Below are 17,038 nucleotides of genomic sequence, written 5' to 3'. Positions count from 1 at the left end.
AAGTTGCTGCGTCGCATCCGGCGCATCCATAGGCTGAAGGGTGACGTGAACCGGGCACCCTACAGCGTTTCCAAAGTCGACTTGATTTCCGTACCGTGGCGCTCCGTGACGGTTACCTGAGACTGACCCGCACAGGCAGGAGTGCGGGGCGGGCGGAACAAGCCGACGATTGAGCCGGCGAAGTTCCATGATGCTGCGAGGCGGTACCGCAATCGCTTCAGACGACCACTCGCCTCGAATGACCCCCGAAAAGCTACGGCCTTTGCAAGCCTGCCGAATCCGGCAATATTTCCGTGTCGAGTGATGCCGATGCACTGCCGCTCACTCGGAGGCGAAATGTCAGTGCATGGGGGCGCCGTGGAAGTCGATTCGAACCGGCTGGTTGATCGCATTTATGAGGCGGGTCTCTTGCCCTCGCTATGGCCCGCCGTTCTCGGCGAGCTTGGCGCTTCCATCGGAGGAAATGGCGGCCTCCTGTTTGCGGTCCGCGAGGGATACGTGCGTGGTGTCGCCTCCGTTGAACATGCCGGAAAAATGGATCTGTTCATGAATGGTGAATGGAGCCAGCGTGACCAGGCGCTCAAACGTGCCTATGCGCTCAATCACCCCGGTTTCGTCAATGATGGCGACTTGTTCACGGAACAAGAGCTTGAGACCGACTACGTCTATCGCAATTTTTACCGAAAGCATGGGCTCGGCTACCGCGCGGGCACGATCATTCCGATGCCCATCGGCGATTCGATTGCAATTGTGATGCCCCGGCATCATGAACATGGTCCGGTGCCGCGCGAAGTGGTGACGTTCCTCGATGAACTGCGTCCGCACCTGGCGCGCTCTACCCTGACCGCCAACCGATTGGGATTCGAGAAGGCAAGGGCGCAGGCGGAAGCGTTGCAGGCCTTGGGCATTCCGGGCGCTGTTCTGCGCGATCGCGGTCGCTTGTTTGCGGCAAATGCGCTGTTCCAGGCGTTGATGCCATCGCTGTTCGAGGATCGCATGCAGCGTTTGGTCGTCGCTGACGAAATGGCCGATGGGCTCCTTGCCGACGCGCTTGAAACGCTGCCAATCGGAGGCTGGCGTGTCGTAAGGTCCATCGCGGTCGCGGCAACACCGGAGCGTGTTCCCATGGTGCTTCACCTCATTCCGGTTCGCGGCGCAGCGCACGACATCTTCGTTCAATCAACGGCATTGTTGGTGGTGACGCCGGTAGACCGGGCTGCGGTCCCGACGGCGGAAGTGCTGCAAGGCCTGTTCGATCTCACGCCAGCGGAGGCGCGTGTGGCGCGCGGGATTGGCCGGGCTGAAACCATCGACGCGCTTGCCGAGGCGACCGGCGTCAATCGCGAGACGGTGCGCAGTCAACTCAAGTCCGTGCTTTCAAAGACGGGCGTCTCGCGCCAGCAGGAACTCGTCAGCCTGTTGGGCGGAAAAGCGGTGCGCAGCGGCTAGAGCCTGTTCCGTTCCGATGGAATCGGAACGGGGCTCTGGCTTCTTGTTTTGACGCGTTTTCTTCACGCGAACCGGTATCCACTTCGCTTGAAAACGCTATAGATATCGCGCGGAATTTCGAGAATACGGCGCAACGCGTCGCTCTCGCGAACGGCTCTGCGGCCTTCACCCATTTGGGTGATGAAAGTCGGCAGAGATCGATCTAATTCCCTCAAGCCCGCCAAGGTCGGCCATCGCAGACAAAGCGAGTTCTCGACGACTTGCCGCCAACGGGCAGCGAAGGGCTGGAATGCTACCGCATCAATTCTCCGTCTTTGAGATACTGCTGAACAAGCGGGGTCGTAAGTGGCGCTGGAGCATATGTACGGCAGAAGGACGTGTCGTGATGCTCGGTGCGGAAGGCAGCCGGTCCGCTGCCAGATACAAGGCCAATAGAGCGCTCTTCCTGATGTTGCTTTGTGCTCCGTACTCACGTCGGGGCAGCGCTGGCAGGAGAGCGGACAGCCATTCCGGCCTGTCAGGTTTCACTTGATGTCGGCCTGCGCATCCGCGGGCTGAGAGGCGACGCGAAGCCGGTGCGCGCAGCGATGCTGCCCGCTCCGAGTGTCAGGCAGCATCGCATCACGAAAACAGGGTCATTGCCCGGCGCGCGTTATATCCTAGCGGTGGCCGCAGTACGTGATGCCGCCGCCGGCCGACGCACACGCGCCTCGCAACGCGGGCCAGTCGCGGGAAAGCCTGGCGGCAGGCGTCGGCGCGCCGCCATTCAGCACGTCCAGATTGGGATAATTGAACGCGAACAAGCCCGGCTCCTGGATGGCGGCCCTGATGGTGCCGTTCGGATTGTAGTCGTTCCTCGGATTGTATCCGGAGTCGCGCAGATTTTGCATGTACAGGGATTGGTCGCTGCTCATGCCGCCCGGCACGGCGAACGGTGCATGATGAACTCGCGCCAATGCCGGCGTCGCTGCGGTCGCAGCCAGCAGCACGGCCGCCGCAAGAGTTTTGGCTGAAAGCATTTTCGTTTCTCCTCTATGGATCGATTGCGGACCCGCGTGGGACAACAGGGATCGATCACGCTTCGTGAGGAGAGCGTGCTGTCCGGACGGCGAGCTATCTGCTTGCGGCATCCGATGCGGATGCCTTGCACTCGATGTAGGAAGGCCGCGCGCCCTTCCCATTAAATTCTGATTCACGAAGCTCAACTCGGCTTGAAAGCCGCGTTACAACGTCGAATGAGCGCTGCGAGTGATGTCCGCTGCCGCGCGCGGCGATGCCGGGCAACGCATCTTATGATGCATAAGCCCTCGGCCAAAAAACAACAGTCCTGCTCAAAACATAAGATTGCTCAGAAAACGGGATTCCATTTTCGCCCGAATATGGCCTGATTGACTGCCGGAAAGTTCGTGTGATTCGCGGATGCTAAAATTGGTGACAGTCCATAATGGAGGCTGCCATGAAAGCGTTCGGTCGCGTACTGACGACGTTCGGTGTTCTTCTTCTGGTTGGCGTTCGTGCTGATGCGCACGATCCGTCGATGCAGCATCACGAATGGTTCAACAAGCAGGAAATGAACCCGGCCGCGCAGCGCCGGCTCGGTCTTTCCTACAAGTCCTGCTGCAACAACGGCGACGTATTCAAGACCCGCTTCAGGGTGGCTGAAGATCGCTCGGACCAGTGGCAATACCTGAAGGACGGCGAGTGGAAGATCATTCCGCCTGACATCATCAAGGAAAGCGATACGCCCGATCGTACGCCCGTGCTGTTCATCAATAAGGCCACCGGGCAGGAGCTTTGCTTCTTCGTGCCGCAAGGAGGCTTGTGATGAGTGGCCTGGATCCGATACCGCATCTGAAAATTGCGCAGAAGCCGCCGGGCTCGAGATTTGGATGTCCGGTCTGCAAGACCAGCTTCGCGGCCAAGGACGGCTACATCTTCCTGACTTACTGGTACGCGGAGAACGATTGCGGCGAACGGGAACGGCAAGCCGGCTATCTCTGCTTCGACAAGCTCACGTGCATTCTTTGTTTTGTGAACGACGAAGAAGCCGGCCACTGTTGAACGGCCGGAATGATTGCAGGCAGGCAGGGCCCGACGGTGAGTTGCCTAGCCTGCTACAGGCCCTGTCATATGCAGGAATTCGTCGAACGCGGCGGCGCCGTCCGCGACGCTGTGACAGGCGCGACTGTCGATGAACAGTTGCGCGTCATGATCGAAGATATCGACGATGAAAAGCGGCTGCTGCGCGGCACAGGTCGGCTGGGCTGCGTGCATGCGAATCTCATAGTCTCCGATCCACGCCAGAGAAATCGCCGTCAAGTCCCCCTCGGGGCGGGACAGAAGGCTGACATATGCTCGGGAAATTCTTAGCGTTGTAAAATTGTATTCCAACGCACGGCCCACAACAAAACCTCGCGCTTTGATGGTCGGCCGCATCATTGCCAACTTCGCCATTACGAGACGCTGGCGAGCGAATTAACATTTCGAAAGACGGGGCAGCGCTTCCGGTGCAAAATGTCGCACCACCGCGCGGATCTTTGCTCGCACGACGCCGGTTTTCAACCCGAAGCGAACGTTGAGTTTCGCAGCGGACGTCGTAAACTCCGTCGGAATTGCAACGCCTTGGAACATTGGAGGTAGATGCAATGACCCTCGACCAGTATGTGCGCAACCTGCGGGAGATTGTTGCTCGGCACTCTGATCCAGTCGAAATCACGGAACTGGTTGCACCGCTCGCCAGGCAATTTGCAAAATCGCCGGAATTGCGCCGCCCCGAATATCGCGAATGCGATGCGGAGCAAGGCTTCGGCGTTCACATGCTCCATGAAGAGCCCAATCACGATCTGGCTGTTTTCCTGGTATCGTGGCTTCCCAACCGCGGCACTACCCCGCACAACCATAAAACCTGGGCCGTGGTGGTCGGTATCGAAGGCCAGGAACAAGAGATCAGCTACGACCGGCGCGATGACGGTAGTCAGCCCGGCTATGCTGACCTGACGCCAGCCGGTGAAACAGTGATGACTGTTGATGACATTGCCCGCTGCTATCCTGAACACATACACAGCGTCCGGAATGTTGGAAAAGACATTTCGATGTCGCTGCACACTTATGGCCGGCACATCAACTACACGGGTCGCTCCGAGTTTGATGTAGAGCACAAACTTGAGAAGCCCTACGTGATCAGGGTCGCTGACGACGAGTACGTGCGGGCGCGGCCGCCTGTTTCGTCGGTCACTGGCCCTTAGCAAACATGGCAGTCTCCCGGCTCAATGTCCGCTTGATGTCCGAATAAGGCCATCCGGACGCGGCATTTTTGGCTGGCTGGCTCTAATGATTTGCTATGCGCGATTTCGGCCTGGACATCGTATGCTGTCAGCGCTTTCCAAGGAGCCATCTCTCGGGAGCTGTTTGATGCGCCGCTTTCTGTTTGCTGCCACATCCGCTGTTGCCATTCTAACAGCCGCTGGATCGACTTCAGCCGTCGCTCGGGACTATCCCTGGTGTCTGCAAGGAAGGGACTGGGGCTATCCGGGACTTTGCGATTTCTGGAGCTACGGCCAATGCATGGCAACCGCATCCGGCACGTTCTCCTATTGCGGGATCAACCCGCGTTTCGCCGCTGTGCCCCCACCGCGAGGCGTAAGGCGGGGGACCCGTTGAACCCAGGTCCCTCCGATGACGGACTTATCCAGGCTGGTCCTGCGAGTGGCTCTTGCTGGTATCGGCGGCAAGTCCGTTCATGGATCAAAGCGGAGGTCGGCGGCGGCGGATTGGAAGCGCGTCTCGAATTCTCGAGTTGACGACACGACGGGCGCACTAACCCCGCGCTAATCCTCATGCTGGCTTGCGAATCCAGGGTCCGGCCCGCGCTGTCCGCTCCGACAGATTGGCGGACGGTCCCTCGTGTCGGTGCAAGGGAGGGCTGCATCCACGAGCCTAGTTTCCCGCACTTCTATCGGGCAATCTTCTCCCAATGATAACAGGTCGGCGCGACCACGGCAGCGCGACCCGACGCGGGAGGCTGGCATGCACGACATTGTCATTCGTGGCGGCACGATCGTCGACGGCACCGGCAGGGCCGCGTTTAGCGGCGACGTTGCCATTGCGGACGGCAGGATCGCCGCGGTCGGCGGCAAGCAGGGACCAGCAAGACGCGAGATCGATGCCGACGGGCTGATGGTGACGCCCGGCTGGGTCGACGTGCACACGCATTACGACGGCCAGGCGCTGTGGGATCCGCTGTTGGCGCCCTCGTGCTGGCATGGCGTGACCACGGTCATGTTCGGCAATTGCGGCGTCGGCTTTGCGCCGGTGAAGAAGCATCATCGCCAGGCCCTGATGGATTTGATGGAGGGGGTCGAGGAGATCCCCAACCCGGTGCTGTCGGCGGGACTGACCTGGGAGTGGGAGACCTTTCCCGATTTCATGGATGCGCTTGATAGGCGCGAGCGCGTCATCGACATCGCGGCCCAAGCCGCGCATTTGCCGATGCGCGTCTATGTGATGGGCGATCGCGCTATCAGCCGCGAAAAGGCCACCGCGGACGATATTGCCGAGATGCGGCGGATCACGCTGGAGGCATTGAAGGCCGGTGCCTTCGGCTTCACCACGTCGCGTACGGATTCGCACAAGACGCCCGACGGCGAGCTCGTCGCCTCGCGCGATGCCGACGATCACGAGTTGCTCGGCATCGGCTCGGCGCTGGGCGAGCTCGGCAGCGGCACGTTCGGGATGAACAGCGACTTCGACGACGAGGACTACGAGCTGCGCTGGATGCGCAAGCAGGCAAGGGAAACCGGCCGTCCGGTCTGGTTCCTGCTCACCGATCGCTTCGAGGATCCGGAGCGCTGGCGGCGCCTGATGAAGGCGGTCCATGCGGCGCGCGCGGACGGCTTGCCGCTCACGGCGCAGATCGCCGGACGCCCGATCGGCGTGATGATGGGCATCGGCACCGCGCTCAATCCGTTCACCGTGCGGCCGACCTACAAGGCGATCGAACATCTTCCCATCGAGGAGCAGCGCAGGCGGCTGCTCGATCCCGAATTACGGCGGAAGATTCTCGCCGAAAAACCGTCGGAGACCGAGGTCGCAAAGCTCTCCCAGTTCCGCCAGCTCGTCACCAGCCGCTGGGACAAGTTCTTCACCATGGACGACCCGCCGGATTATGAACCGGGTCCGGAAAAGAGCGTGGCCGCCATCGCGGCGCGCACCGGCCATACATCAGATGAAATCGCCTACGACTACATTGTCGAGCAGAATCAGTACCTGTTCTTCCCGGTGGTGAATTACGTCGAGGGCGACCACGAGCCGATCCGCCAGATGCTCAACGACCCGGCCTGCCTGCTCGGCCTGAGCGACGGCGGCGCGCACTGCACCTCGATCGTGGATTCCGGCCTGCCGAGCTTCATGCTGTCGCATTGGGGCCGCGACCGCCACCGCGGGCCGCGCCTGCCGCTCGAGCATCTGGTCAAGCGGCAAACCAGCGAAACTGCTGATTTCTTCGGCCTGTCCGATCGCGGCCGGCTCGCTCCGGGCCTGCGCGCCGACGTCAACATCATCGACTTCAACCGGCTGCGGCTCCACAAGCCCGAGCTCGTGCATGACATGCCTGCCGGCGGCCGCCGTTTCGTGCAGCGGGTCGATGGATACGAGGCGACGCTCGCGGCCGGCATTCCCATCTTCGAGCGCGGCGAGCATACCGGCGCGATGCCGGGGCGCCTGGTGCGAGCAGCCCACAATGGTCATCGTTGAGGTTCAACGATGTCTCCATCGTCATTGCGAGCGAAGCGAAGCAATCCAGCTTCGCCGCGACAAGAAAGCTGGATTGCTTCGTCGCTTCAGCGCAAAATTGCTTCGCAATTTTGTCGCGAGCTCCTCGCAATGACGTTCATTTTGCTCTAGACAGGCGGAAATTGGCTCGCGGGTAATGCGGCGCAGTGGTCGTAGATGGCCGACGGCCGGGTGAACCACACTTTTTCCCGCTCCGGATGGCTGACGATGTGCTGCAACGCCTCGCGCAGCATGCGAAGTCGGTAGGGCTGACCCACGATCATCGTGTGCAAGGCGATGCCGCATACCAGCGGCTGTTTGGCCGACTGGCGCAGCAGTTCTTCGAATTGACCGATGATGAAGTTGCGGAATTCTTCCGGCGAGTGATGCCGCACCAGAATCTGCGGGCTGTCGTTGATCTCGATCGGGTACGGGACGCTCATGATCGGGCCGGAACGCGTCTTCATCCAGAGCGGCTGATCGTCGGCCGGCCAGTCCATCAGGAAATCGAACCCGACCTCCTTCAAGAGGTCGGGCGTGTGGTGCGTGGACGCCATCCATGGCGCCATCCAGCCTCTCGGCGGCTTTCCGGACGCGCGTGCGATCGAGTCCCGAATTTCCTCCAGGAAGCGCTTTTCGTCGGCTTCCCACATATGGCTTTGGCGCTCGGCGTTGGTGCGGCCGTGCCCGATGAATTCATCGCCGCGCGCTTTCAAGGCATCGACGATACGCGGCGCATAATCGAAAACGGCGGTATTGATCAGGTGAGCCGCCGGCAGGTTCAATTCGTCGAACAAGTCGAGGCAGCGCCAGACGCCAACCCGGTTGCCGTAATCGCGCCAGGCAAAAGTCCGGGGATCCGGCGCCGCGCCTGCCACGGTCAGGAGGTGACCTTCGCCCGCGCCGAATGCGAAGTGTTCGACGTTGAGACCGAGATAGACCGCCAGCCTCTTCCCGTCCGGCCAGGAATAGTCCGGACGGTCGATGATCGGCGAATAGGCGTAGCGATCATGATACGGAAGCTTCATATTCGCGCTCCTGCTTTCTGCGGGCTGATTGCGGGCGCGACCGCCGTTATTGAGCGTTTCCGCTTGTGGGCCCTTAGCGGACATAGCCGAAGACCGCGTCCGATTTCGGCCAAGACCCTTAGCGGAAATTAACGTTGTGCGGTCAAGATGCGCGACATGCGCTCCGAATGGCAACGACAACTGCCCTATTTGGTTCACACTAACAGAGAACTCGGCCTAATGCTGAGCGGTGCGAAGCCGCTTGCATATTTCATGGATATCGTCGGCCGTGAACCGGATGTCTGTATTCGGTATTGGCGGATGTTCGACAGACACGTTGACGCAGGTCGCTTGATAAGGCGCGCTGTGATCGAATCGTGTCCTGACCTGCCGCAGCTCGAATATCGGATGCTGTTCTACACTTTACCCGGCCACGAATGGCGGGTCGATGCCATGCTCGCGCTTCTGAACGAACCCGGAGCCTGGTCGGACGACCGCGAACGGCGCTTTGGCGAGCTGCTTGGCTACGAGGCATGGCAGGTCGATCATTGGCTGACGCATTGTCGCTCGCCACCGGACGCTTAGTCTGCTGTTGGGCCAATAACGGAAGTCCGCCACGCTCCTCGCCGGCGGAGGCTGAGCGCGGCAATATCGGGACAAGCTTCATCTCGCAGGCGATGGCGTGGCTGAGCCAACAGCGTTGGGCAGATCATGCCCTGTTACGGCGCTTGCCGAACTGGCCGGGGGCGATATCTCGATTGAGCGTACCGTGCAGATGTTTGCCAAGTTGGGCGACTGGTCGCGGCACGCCAGCCCAGCGCCCGGAATGCTTGGCTGCCGCGCGTCGCTTGAATTGCTGGCGCAGATGGGCTGGGTACTGCGAGCGCATGAGGCTTTGCAACCAGCGCTGATCACATTTGGATCGCGTGAAATCGCGGGAAGTTCATTCGCAGCTTGTGCGTCGATTGGCCGCGTGCCTGTTATGTTGTTGGTCCGGCAATGAGGCCGGCTTGAAAAGCAAAAGGGAAGAACAATGCTCAGGAAGTTGCTAGGTGCAGCCGCCATGGCTGCAACTGCCTATGCTTTTGTGCCCGCTTATGCCGCGCACGTCCACGTCGGTGTCGGGTGCAGTAGCGAAAGCCTGGCCAAAGCTGAAGGCGGAGCTGAGACTATGGCCGACGGTCCCGGCAAGTTCACGGCGAAAAGGGAAATTGCTCAGGCGCAGGACGCAATGGTTAGTGGCAAAATGAGGGGATGCGCAATGCATCTTAGCCGAGCGATGCGCGCGGAGATGGCCCAAGCCCCGGCCGAACCCACTCAGCAAACTTGGTCCCAGCCCAACTGGGGATGGAAACCGATGGAAGGGCCAAGATAAGATCGGGGCAAAAAGTGGGTTAGCAACGAAAATTGCGGCGGGACCCGACCGGTGTATGGCCCCGCTGCATAACGGTTAGGTGCCGAGGCGGATGGCGGCCATCTGTGGTAAGCTCGCAGAAGATTTCGCCGGGAGAGCAAACCGGTCGAATCTCAGGCCGCAGCTTTTCTGTTGGCGGCAAGGCGCTCGTCGACCAGCGCGACCTGGGCGTCGATCGCCGGGTGTCTCAAGCCTTTCTGAAGCGCAATGAGCTGCACCAGCTTGTCGGCGCGTTCGATGTTCGGCGCGCCGTTCTGCAACGCGCGCGCCGCGGAAGCCGGGCGGGACAGGCTTTGCGCCGCAGCGGCGTATTTTTCGAAGGGGACGAGATCCGACGGATCGGCGCCGAGCTTCACGCAGAGATCGAACACAAAATTGTAGACCGAACGCGAGGCTTCGATGTCCGAGTGCACCGCTTCCTGCGCCGTCCGCATGCCGTCCCTGGTGATGCACCGGTAGTTGCCCGCGAGCAGCATCGACCATTTGGCAAGCGGCACCCAGATCGAATCGTAGGCTTTCAGCTTGACCGGCAATTCGATCTCGTCGCCGGATACGTTGAAGCGTGCACGATCGACGTCGCTTTCAAGGGTGCGGATGATTTGCGTGTCCCTGTCGTCCTCGAACTTGGCGCATTTGAAGTTGGTCGGCAGCGTGACCAGCAGCTCGTTGGCCTTGCCGTCCGGCGGGCGGATGGCCTGAGGATCGGGGCTGTTCAGCGTGATCTTGTGCGGGCTGACGGAATCCCAGACGCGCGGATCGGTGTAGGCCGCCTCCAGCGCCTTGTAGTCGAGACCGGGAATCCGCTTGATATAGGGGAGCGGCGGCATGTTCATGATCGACATGCAGGGCTTGCCCGACCTGCCCACCGCGTCCAGCAATTGGCGCACACCGTCCGAGCGATATTGCGGCTCCTGCATGCACAGGCCGACGAGATCGAACTTCGATGGATCGATGCCGGTTGCAGGGCCTGCCGTCACCTTGCCCGGCAGCTTGCGTGACTCGAGCAGCACGGGCTCTTTGCGGCCGCGCAGCGGCAGCGTTACCTTGAACCCTTCCGCATTGATCAACTGGGCTTCGGCCGGCAGGCATACGAGGTGGATCGAATGGCCGCCGAACAGCAGCTTGGACGCAAGCAGCGATCCATACGACGCGCCCATGAGAAGGATGTTGTAGACCGGCATTTATTTCTCCCCCTGTGTTGTGAACGCTGGCCAATCCGGGCGATTTTCTGCCTGGTCGCGGCGAGCGGTTCATGCCCCTGTTTTTTTCTCCGACGATTACATTCCCGTCGTGATGCCGTTCATGCAGCCCGACAGCTATAATTCATTTTCGGCGCTGCCGAGATACGATTTTCGGTGGCCTTCACCGCGCTGTCTGCATAACGCAAGTGCGATGCACCGGGCATCTGCTGAAGTTGCGTTGCAGCAAACACTTGAGGCGATCGCTCGCAAGCATGGCGATCGATCATCTCCAGGCGTCGCGCGATGCGATCAGGTCCAGCTCGAACGAAGCGATCGGCGTGTCACGCTCGCAAAGCGTCTCGCGCATTCACGCGGCGTTGAGAGAACGTGATGACTTGGTCCCTTTCTGGAGAGCGAACCGATCCGCATGTCTCCATCGGAGCCCGTATCGATGGCTTCGTTTATTCATGGAGAACGTCAATGTCGAAATTCCTCTTTGTCTCGCTGCTCGCCGTCACCACGCTGGCAGCTCCCGCGATGGCTCGCAATCTCGTGACGCAGCAGGCCCCGGTGCGGGAAGCCCCGATGCAGCAGGCCCAGGCGTATGGCTGCGTGCCGGCTCCGCATGTCGGCGCGTTTGCCACTGCGCCGTGGAGCAATGGCAATGTGCCGTGTGAACCCGGCACCGCCTACTGATCGTATCAGTCATCGACTGACGTCAGAGGCCGGGACGCCATTCGCGTCCCGGCCTCTGACGTTTTGGGCGGCATTATGAAGCAAGAGAATTGCGCGGCAGCTCAATAAGACGACAGGGCACGCTGTTGCTTCCTTCCGCGCATGAGCTCGCACAAAAAGTCATCGCGCTACATGTCGCCGGGTTCATGAAGACGAATTTAATGGGACGCGCAGTTCGTCGTTCCTACCTTTGTTGCATCGCAAATTGAGCTGCACAGCCGGTTCGGTTCACGCCTGGATGCCGGGTGCTTCATCACGGAAAGGAAGCGTCATGACGACGCGACTGACGAGGCCGGCAATCATCCCATCGTTGTCACGGAGAGGACCCATGAGGTTATCGATAGCCGCGGCGGTCGTGCCCGCATTATTGGTCGGCCATGCCGCGTTCGCGCAAGTGACGGCCATGCCGACGCCGACGCCGACGCTTGAGGCGACGTCGCCACTCGGCGGCGGCGCCGGCTCGCCGGTCTCGCCCACGGGCATTCCGATGGGCGCAACAGAGCTGCCGGCCTCGGGAGTCAGCCCGCTCGCGGGTCCCGCGACGGGCACGATCGCCATTCCGAACGGCGGCGCGGTCTGCTCGACGTTGGGGACCGCGCCGGCCCAAATGTTCGGATCGGCGGCGACCTTCGACGGTGGCGGAACGGCGGCCGGGTCGGCCTCGCCGGCAACCGGCGCGATGGCAGGCAATACAGCGGCTCTGCTCGGCACGTCGCCGGCGATTTCATCGACATCCACGCTCTCGATGCCATCAGCGACCATCGACACGGCAGGAATGTCGGGGATGTGCGGATCCGGCTCGAGCAGCCTCACAGCGTCGTCGACGCCCTTGTCGACCGCGTCGAGCACCGGCAGCGCCGTCCCGCGAACCGGAATCCCGCTCGACTCCTCGGAGATCAGCAATGCCGGCATCAGTTCGGCCGCCCCCATACCGACGCCGGGCGTGTCGCCTTTCGTGAGCGCTGTCGGCTCCACGGCGGGCGCGCCCGTCGTACCCAGCGTCCCCACCGTCTCCGTTCCCGCTCCCAGCGCGCCCATGACCGAAACCATGCCGAACGGATGCCCGATCGGCGCGGCCGCTTCCCAGGTGCCGGTCAATCCGGGCTGCTGATGATTTTCCGAGGACTTGATCTTGAAAAAAGCTGTTGTCACCGCCGTCTTGTTCACGGCCATCGCCGGGGCAGCCGGGTTGCTCCACTTCAAGCATTTCTCTTTCGAGAAAGCCGCCGCGGCCGCACCGGCCAAACCCGCCCCGGTGCCGATTGTCGCGGGAGTGGTCACCCCGCACGACGTGCCGATCTATCTGACCGGCGTCGGCACCGTCATTGCGTACAACACCGACGTCGTTCGCGCCCAGATCCAGGGCCAGATCGTCAGCATCAATTTTACCGAAGGCCAGCATGTGCATGCCGGCGACCTGCTCGCACAGATCGATCCGCGGCCCTACCAGGCCATCATCGATCAGGACACCGGCGTGCTTGAGCGCGACAAGGCGCAGCTCGTCAACGCCGAGGCCAACCTTGCCCGCTACACCGAGCTCGGCAGCAAGGGCTGGGCGACGCCGCAATTGCTGGATACCCAGAAGGCGCAGGTCGGTCAGCTCCAGGCGGCGATCAAGGCCGACCAGGGATTGATCGAAGCCGCGAAGGTCGAGCTCAGCTTCACCCGCCTGACCTCGCCGATCGACGGCGTGGTGGGAATTCGCCAGATCGACGTCGGCAACATCATCAGCCCATCGAGCACGAACGGCCTTTGCGTCGTGACCCAGCTCGACCCGATCTCGCTGATCTTCACGCTTCCCGAGACGGTGTTGCCGCAGATCCAGCGGCAGCAGCTCAAGACCAAGGCGCCGTTCACCGTCATGGCCTACGACCAGGACAACACGATGCGGCTCGGCGAGGGCCAGCTAGTGCTCGTCAACAACGAAATCCTCCAGACGACGGGCTCGATCCAGCTCAAGGCGAATTTTTCGAACAAGCAAAACAGCCTCTGGCCCGGCGAGCTGATCAACGCACGGCTGCTGCTCGACACGCGCCATAACGGCCTCACGGTTCCCGCGTCCGTCGTCCAGCAAGGTCCAAACGGCGCTTACGCCTGGGTCGTCAACGCCGATGACACCGTTTCGATGCGCCAGATCAAGGTGGCGCAGATCAGCGACGGGCAGGCGCTGATCGATTCAGGACTTGCCGCCAACGAGCGGGTGGTGGTCGACGGACAATACAAGCTTCAGCCGGGCACGCATGTCGTCATCCTTCACGGCAAGGGTGCCGCGCAGGTCGCCGCGGAAGACGCCATGCAGATACCCATCCCATGAATATCCTGCCGTGAATTCTTGCCATGAATATTTCAGCCCCCTTCATCCGACGCCCGATCGCAACCGCGCTGCTGATGCTCGGCCTGTTCGTGGCCGGCCTCGTCGCCTATCCGCTGATCCCGGTGGCCGCGCTGCCCAACATCAACTATCCGACGCTGACGGTGACGGCCCAGTTGCCCGGGGCCGATCCCCAAACCATGGCGTCCTCGGTGGCTTCGCCCCTCGAGCTCCAGTTCGGCCAAATCCCCGGACTCACCCAGATGACGTCGGCGAGCGCGCTCGGCTACACGCAGATCACGCTGCAATTCGACCTCCACCGGCAGATCGACGGAGCGGTGAGCGATACGCTGTCTGCGATCAATGCCGCGACCGCATACCTTCCGGCCGGCATTCCGTATCCGCCGACGATCCGCAAGGTCAATCCCGCCGATACGCCGATCCTGGTGCTCGGCCTGACCTCGGACAGCCTGCCGCTGACCACCGTCGATGCCTATGCGGAAAACATCCTGCTACAGAAGATATCGCAGATACGGGGCGTCGGCCTCGTCGGCATCGGCGGCCAGCAGAAGCCGTCCGTCCGCGTGCAGGTCGATCCGCAGGCACTGGCCGCCCGCGGCATCAATCTGGAGGATTTGCGCACGGTGCTGGGTCAGGCCAATGTCGAACTGGCAAAGGGCACGCTCAACAGCCCGCGCCAGACCTACACCCTCAACACCAACGATCAATTGTTCAAGCCGGACGACTACGCCGATCTCGTCGTGGCCTACCGCAACGGCTCGCCGGTCCGCATCCGCGACATCGGCCGCGCCATCAGCGCACCCGAGAATGATCTGATCGCCGGCTGGTACAACAACAAGCGGGGCATCATCCTGGCCGTCCAGCGTCAGCCCGGGGCCAACGTGGTCGAAACGGTCGATCGCATCAAGGCCATGATGCCGGTGCTACAGGCTTCGATCCCGAGCGGCATCCGGATCAACGTCATTTCGGATCGTACCCAGACCATCCGCGCCTCGATCGCCGACGTGCAGTTCACGCTGCTGCTCACGATCGCACTGGTCGTTACGGTGATCTTCATCTTTCTCCGCAGTCTCTGGGCGACCATCATCCCCGCCATCACCGTTCCGCTGTCGCTGGTCGGCACCTTCGCCGTGCTCTACGAGATCGGCTACAGTCTCGACAATCTGTCGCTGATGGCGTTGTCGATCGCCGTCGGCTTCGTGGTCGATGACGCGGTCGTCGAGATCGAAAACATCACGCGGCATATCGAAGAAGGGCTCTCGCCCTATGACGCGGCGATGAAAGGCTCGGGCGAGATCGGCTTTACCGTCATGGCCATCACGTTCTCGCTGATTGCGGTCTTCATCCCGCTGTTCCTGATGGGCGGTTATGTCGGATTGCTGTTCCGCGAATTCGCCGTCACCGTGAGCGTCGCGCTGCTGCTGTCGCTGGTGATCTCCCGCACCTTGACGCCGATGATGTGCGCCTATCTGCTCAAGCCGGAGCGGCAGGATCACGGATGGCTTTATCGTCTGTCCGAACGCGGCTTCGACGGCTTGCTGAACCTCTACGAGGCCGGCCTTCGGATCGTCCTGCGGCATCGTTTTGCCACGTTGATGGTCATGCTCGGGACCATCGTCTTCACCGGATATCTCTACGTCGTCATCCCCAAGGGGTTCTTCCCGCAACAGGACACCGGGCTGATCATCGGCCAGTCGGAAGCCGCGCAGGACATCTCCTTCAAGGCGATGGCCGGACGGCAGCAGGCGCTGGTGGATGCGATCATGCGCGATCCGGCCGTCGAATCCCTGGGCGCGGCAATCGGCGCCGGCGGCGGCGTGTATACGGTCAATGACGGCCGTGTCTATATCCAGCTCAAACCGGCGGACCAGCGCGATCCGATCGACAAGGTGATCGCGCGTCTTCGGACCAATCTGGCGAAAATCCAGGGCATCACGCTCTACATGCAGGCCGCGCAGGACATCACGGTCGGCGCCCGGCTGAACAAGACCCAGTTTCAATACACCATGAACGATGCCGACCCGGGCGAGCTCAGCCACTGGGCAGGACTGTTCCTCGACAGGATCAAGGCGATCCCGGAGGTGACCGATGTCACGACCGATCAGCTCAACGCGGGACCGCTGCTCGACATCACGATCAAGCGCGGCGTTGCCTCGAGCTTCGGCATCCTGCCCTTCACCATCGACAACACGCTGGACGATGCGTTCGGTCAACGGATCGTGTCGACCATCTTCACCACGCTACAGCAATATCACGTCGTGCTGGAGGTCGATCCGAAGTTTCAGTACTCTCCGGATGCGCTCAACGGCATCTACGTCAAATCGTCCAGCGGCCAGCAGGTGCCGTTATCGACGCTGGTCGACTCGGTCGTCAAAGTCTCGCCGCTCGTGGTCAATCACCAGAGCCAGTTCCCGTCGGTGACGATCTCGTTCAACCTTGCACCGGGCGCCTCGATCGGCCAGGCCGTCAGCGCCATCCAGGCCGTCGGCAACGAGCTGCATCCGCCGCTTTCGCTACAGACCAGCTTCCAGGGCAATGCGCAGGCATTCGGCGATTCCCTGTCGACGACGCCGATCCTCATCGCAGCCTCCTTGTTCGTGATCTACCTGATCCTGGGCATCCTCTACGAGAGCACGATCCATCCGATCACCATCATCTCGACCTTGCCGTCGGCCGGCGTCGGCGCGCTGCTCCTGCTGATGGCGGTTCACCTCGACCTGAGCGTGATCGCGATCGTCGGCATCATATTGCTGATCGGCATCGTCAAGAAGAACGGCATCATGCTGGTCGATTTCGCCCTGCATGCCGAACAGAATGAAGGTCTCGACACCGAAGAAGCGATCTACCAGGCCTGCATCAAGCGCTTCAGGCCGATCCTGATGACGACCATGGCGGCGCTGCTCGGCGCGGTACCGATGATGATCGGAACGGGCGTCGGCTCGGAGATACGCCAGCCACTCGGCTATGCGATCGTCGGAGGCCTTGCGCTGTCGCAGATCCTCACTCTCTATACGACGCCGGTGGTCTACCTCTACCTCGATCGATTGCAACACCGGCTGTTCAGGAAGCCGCCTGCCGCGAGCGCCGATCCCGCAGTGCCTCTCGCAACGCCGGCGGAATGATCGGGGGGAGGCCCTGGCTCGGCGGCGTC

The 17,038-nt window shown here is 61.6% G+C and carries 15 protein-coding genes; 10 read left to right on the top strand and 5 right to left on the bottom strand.

Annotated features, from left to right (window positions below; translation table 11 throughout):
• The first annotated feature begins 357 nt into the window (after positions 1-357).
• The gene (locus JQ628_RS14975; protein ID WP_212223351.1) at positions 358-1,449 is read left to right on the top strand and encodes a helix-turn-helix transcriptional regulator; all 1,092 of its coding nucleotides are present in this window, start codon (positions 358-360) and stop codon (positions 1,447-1,449) included.
• Positions 1,450-2,108: 659 nt separating this feature from the next.
• On the opposite strand, the gene JQ628_RS14970 is transcribed toward JQ628_RS14975, so the two are convergent.
• Positions 2,109-2,468, bottom strand: a complete 360-nt coding sequence (locus tag JQ628_RS14970; RefSeq protein ID WP_212223350.1) for a hypothetical protein — start codon at positions 2,466-2,468, stop codon at positions 2,109-2,111.
• Positions 2,469-2,905: 437 nt separating this feature from the next.
• On the opposite strand from JQ628_RS14970, the gene JQ628_RS14965 reads away from it, so the two are divergent.
• Positions 2,906-3,274: a hypothetical protein gene (locus JQ628_RS14965; RefSeq protein ID WP_212223349.1), complete on the top strand. Its 369-nt coding sequence runs from the start codon at positions 2,906-2,908 to the stop codon at positions 3,272-3,274.
• A complete protein-coding gene (locus tag JQ628_RS14960) occupies positions 3,274-3,510 on the top strand; it encodes a hypothetical protein (RefSeq protein ID WP_212223348.1) in 237 nt (78 codons plus the stop codon). The genes JQ628_RS14965 and JQ628_RS14960 overlap by 1 nt, the downstream gene beginning before the upstream one ends.
• Positions 3,511-3,555: 45 nt before the next feature.
• Here the strand turns inward: JQ628_RS14960 and JQ628_RS14955 are convergent, their stop codons facing one another.
• Positions 3,556-3,888: a hypothetical protein gene (locus JQ628_RS14955; protein WP_212223347.1), complete on the bottom strand. Its 333-nt coding sequence runs from the start codon at positions 3,886-3,888 to the stop codon at positions 3,556-3,558.
• Between the two features lie 206 nt (positions 3,889-4,094).
• Here JQ628_RS14955 and JQ628_RS14950 point away from each other — a divergent pair, with 206 nt between their 5' ends.
• The 3 genes from JQ628_RS14950 to JQ628_RS14940 all read left to right on the top strand — a co-directional run bounded on the left by JQ628_RS14950 (position 4,095) and on the right by JQ628_RS14940 (position 7,200).
• Positions 4,095-4,694, top strand: a complete 600-nt coding sequence (locus tag JQ628_RS14950; protein WP_212223346.1) for a cysteine dioxygenase family protein — start codon at positions 4,095-4,097, stop codon at positions 4,692-4,694.
• Positions 4,695-4,779: 85 nt separating this feature from the next.
• On the top strand, positions 4,780-5,109 hold the full coding sequence (locus tag JQ628_RS14945; RefSeq protein WP_349628065.1) for a DUF3551 domain-containing protein: 330 nt from the start codon (positions 4,780-4,782) through the stop codon (positions 5,107-5,109).
• Positions 5,110-5,475: 366 nt separating this feature from the next.
• Positions 5,476-7,200: an N-acyl-D-amino-acid deacylase family protein gene (locus JQ628_RS14940; protein ID WP_212223344.1), complete on the top strand. Its 1,725-nt coding sequence runs from the start codon at positions 5,476-5,478 to the stop codon at positions 7,198-7,200.
• A gap of 146 nt (positions 7,201-7,346) precedes the next feature.
• On the opposite strand, the gene JQ628_RS14935 is transcribed toward JQ628_RS14940, so the two are convergent.
• Entirely contained in the window at positions 7,347-8,246 is a 900-nt protein-coding gene (locus JQ628_RS14935; RefSeq protein ID WP_212223343.1) for a polysaccharide deacetylase family protein, read from the bottom strand.
• A gap of 147 nt (positions 8,247-8,393) precedes the next feature.
• Between JQ628_RS14935 and JQ628_RS14930 the strand changes: the two genes are divergently transcribed.
• A complete protein-coding gene (locus tag JQ628_RS14930) occupies positions 8,394-8,810 on the top strand; it encodes a hypothetical protein (protein WP_212223342.1) in 417 nt (138 codons plus the stop codon).
• A gap of 942 nt (positions 8,811-9,752) precedes the next feature.
• On the opposite strand, the gene JQ628_RS14925 is transcribed toward JQ628_RS14930, so the two are convergent.
• Entirely contained in the window at positions 9,753-10,820 is a 1,068-nt protein-coding gene (locus tag JQ628_RS14925) for a hypothetical protein (RefSeq protein ID WP_212223341.1), read from the bottom strand.
• Between the two features lie 480 nt (positions 10,821-11,300).
• Here JQ628_RS14925 and JQ628_RS14920 point away from each other — a divergent pair, with 480 nt between their 5' ends.
• Positions 11,301-11,516, top strand: a complete 216-nt coding sequence (locus JQ628_RS14920; RefSeq protein ID WP_212223340.1) for a hypothetical protein — start codon at positions 11,301-11,303, stop codon at positions 11,514-11,516.
• A gap of 267 nt (positions 11,517-11,783) precedes the next feature.
• Here the strand turns inward: JQ628_RS14920 and JQ628_RS14915 are convergent, their stop codons facing one another.
• Positions 11,784-12,722 carry a hypothetical protein gene (locus tag JQ628_RS14915; protein ID WP_212223339.1) on the bottom strand — a complete coding sequence of 313 codons (939 nt, stop codon included), beginning with the start codon at positions 12,720-12,722 and terminating at the stop codon, positions 11,784-11,786.
• On the opposite strand from JQ628_RS14915, the gene JQ628_RS14910 reads away from it, so the two are divergent.
• Positions 12,688-13,869 (top strand): efflux RND transporter periplasmic adaptor subunit, encoded by a 1,182-nt coding sequence (locus JQ628_RS14910; RefSeq protein WP_249127900.1) that lies wholly within the window; start codon positions 12,688-12,690, stop codon positions 13,867-13,869. The two genes, JQ628_RS14915 and JQ628_RS14910, sit on opposite strands and share 35 nt — an antisense overlap.
• A 23-nt stretch (positions 13,870-13,892) precedes the next feature.
• Positions 13,893-17,009 (top strand): efflux RND transporter permease subunit, encoded by a 3,117-nt coding sequence (locus JQ628_RS14905; RefSeq protein WP_212223338.1) that lies wholly within the window; start codon positions 13,893-13,895, stop codon positions 17,007-17,009.
• The last annotated feature ends 29 nt before the right edge of the window (positions 17,010-17,038 follow it).

The sequence above is a fragment of the Bradyrhizobium lablabi genome, assembly GCF_018129385.1.
Classification (GTDB): Bacteria; Pseudomonadota; Alphaproteobacteria; order Rhizobiales; family Xanthobacteraceae; genus Bradyrhizobium; species Bradyrhizobium lablabi_C.
The sequence above is the reverse complement of the archived record's forward strand: the minus strand, read 5'-3'. Positions and strand labels throughout refer to the sequence as shown.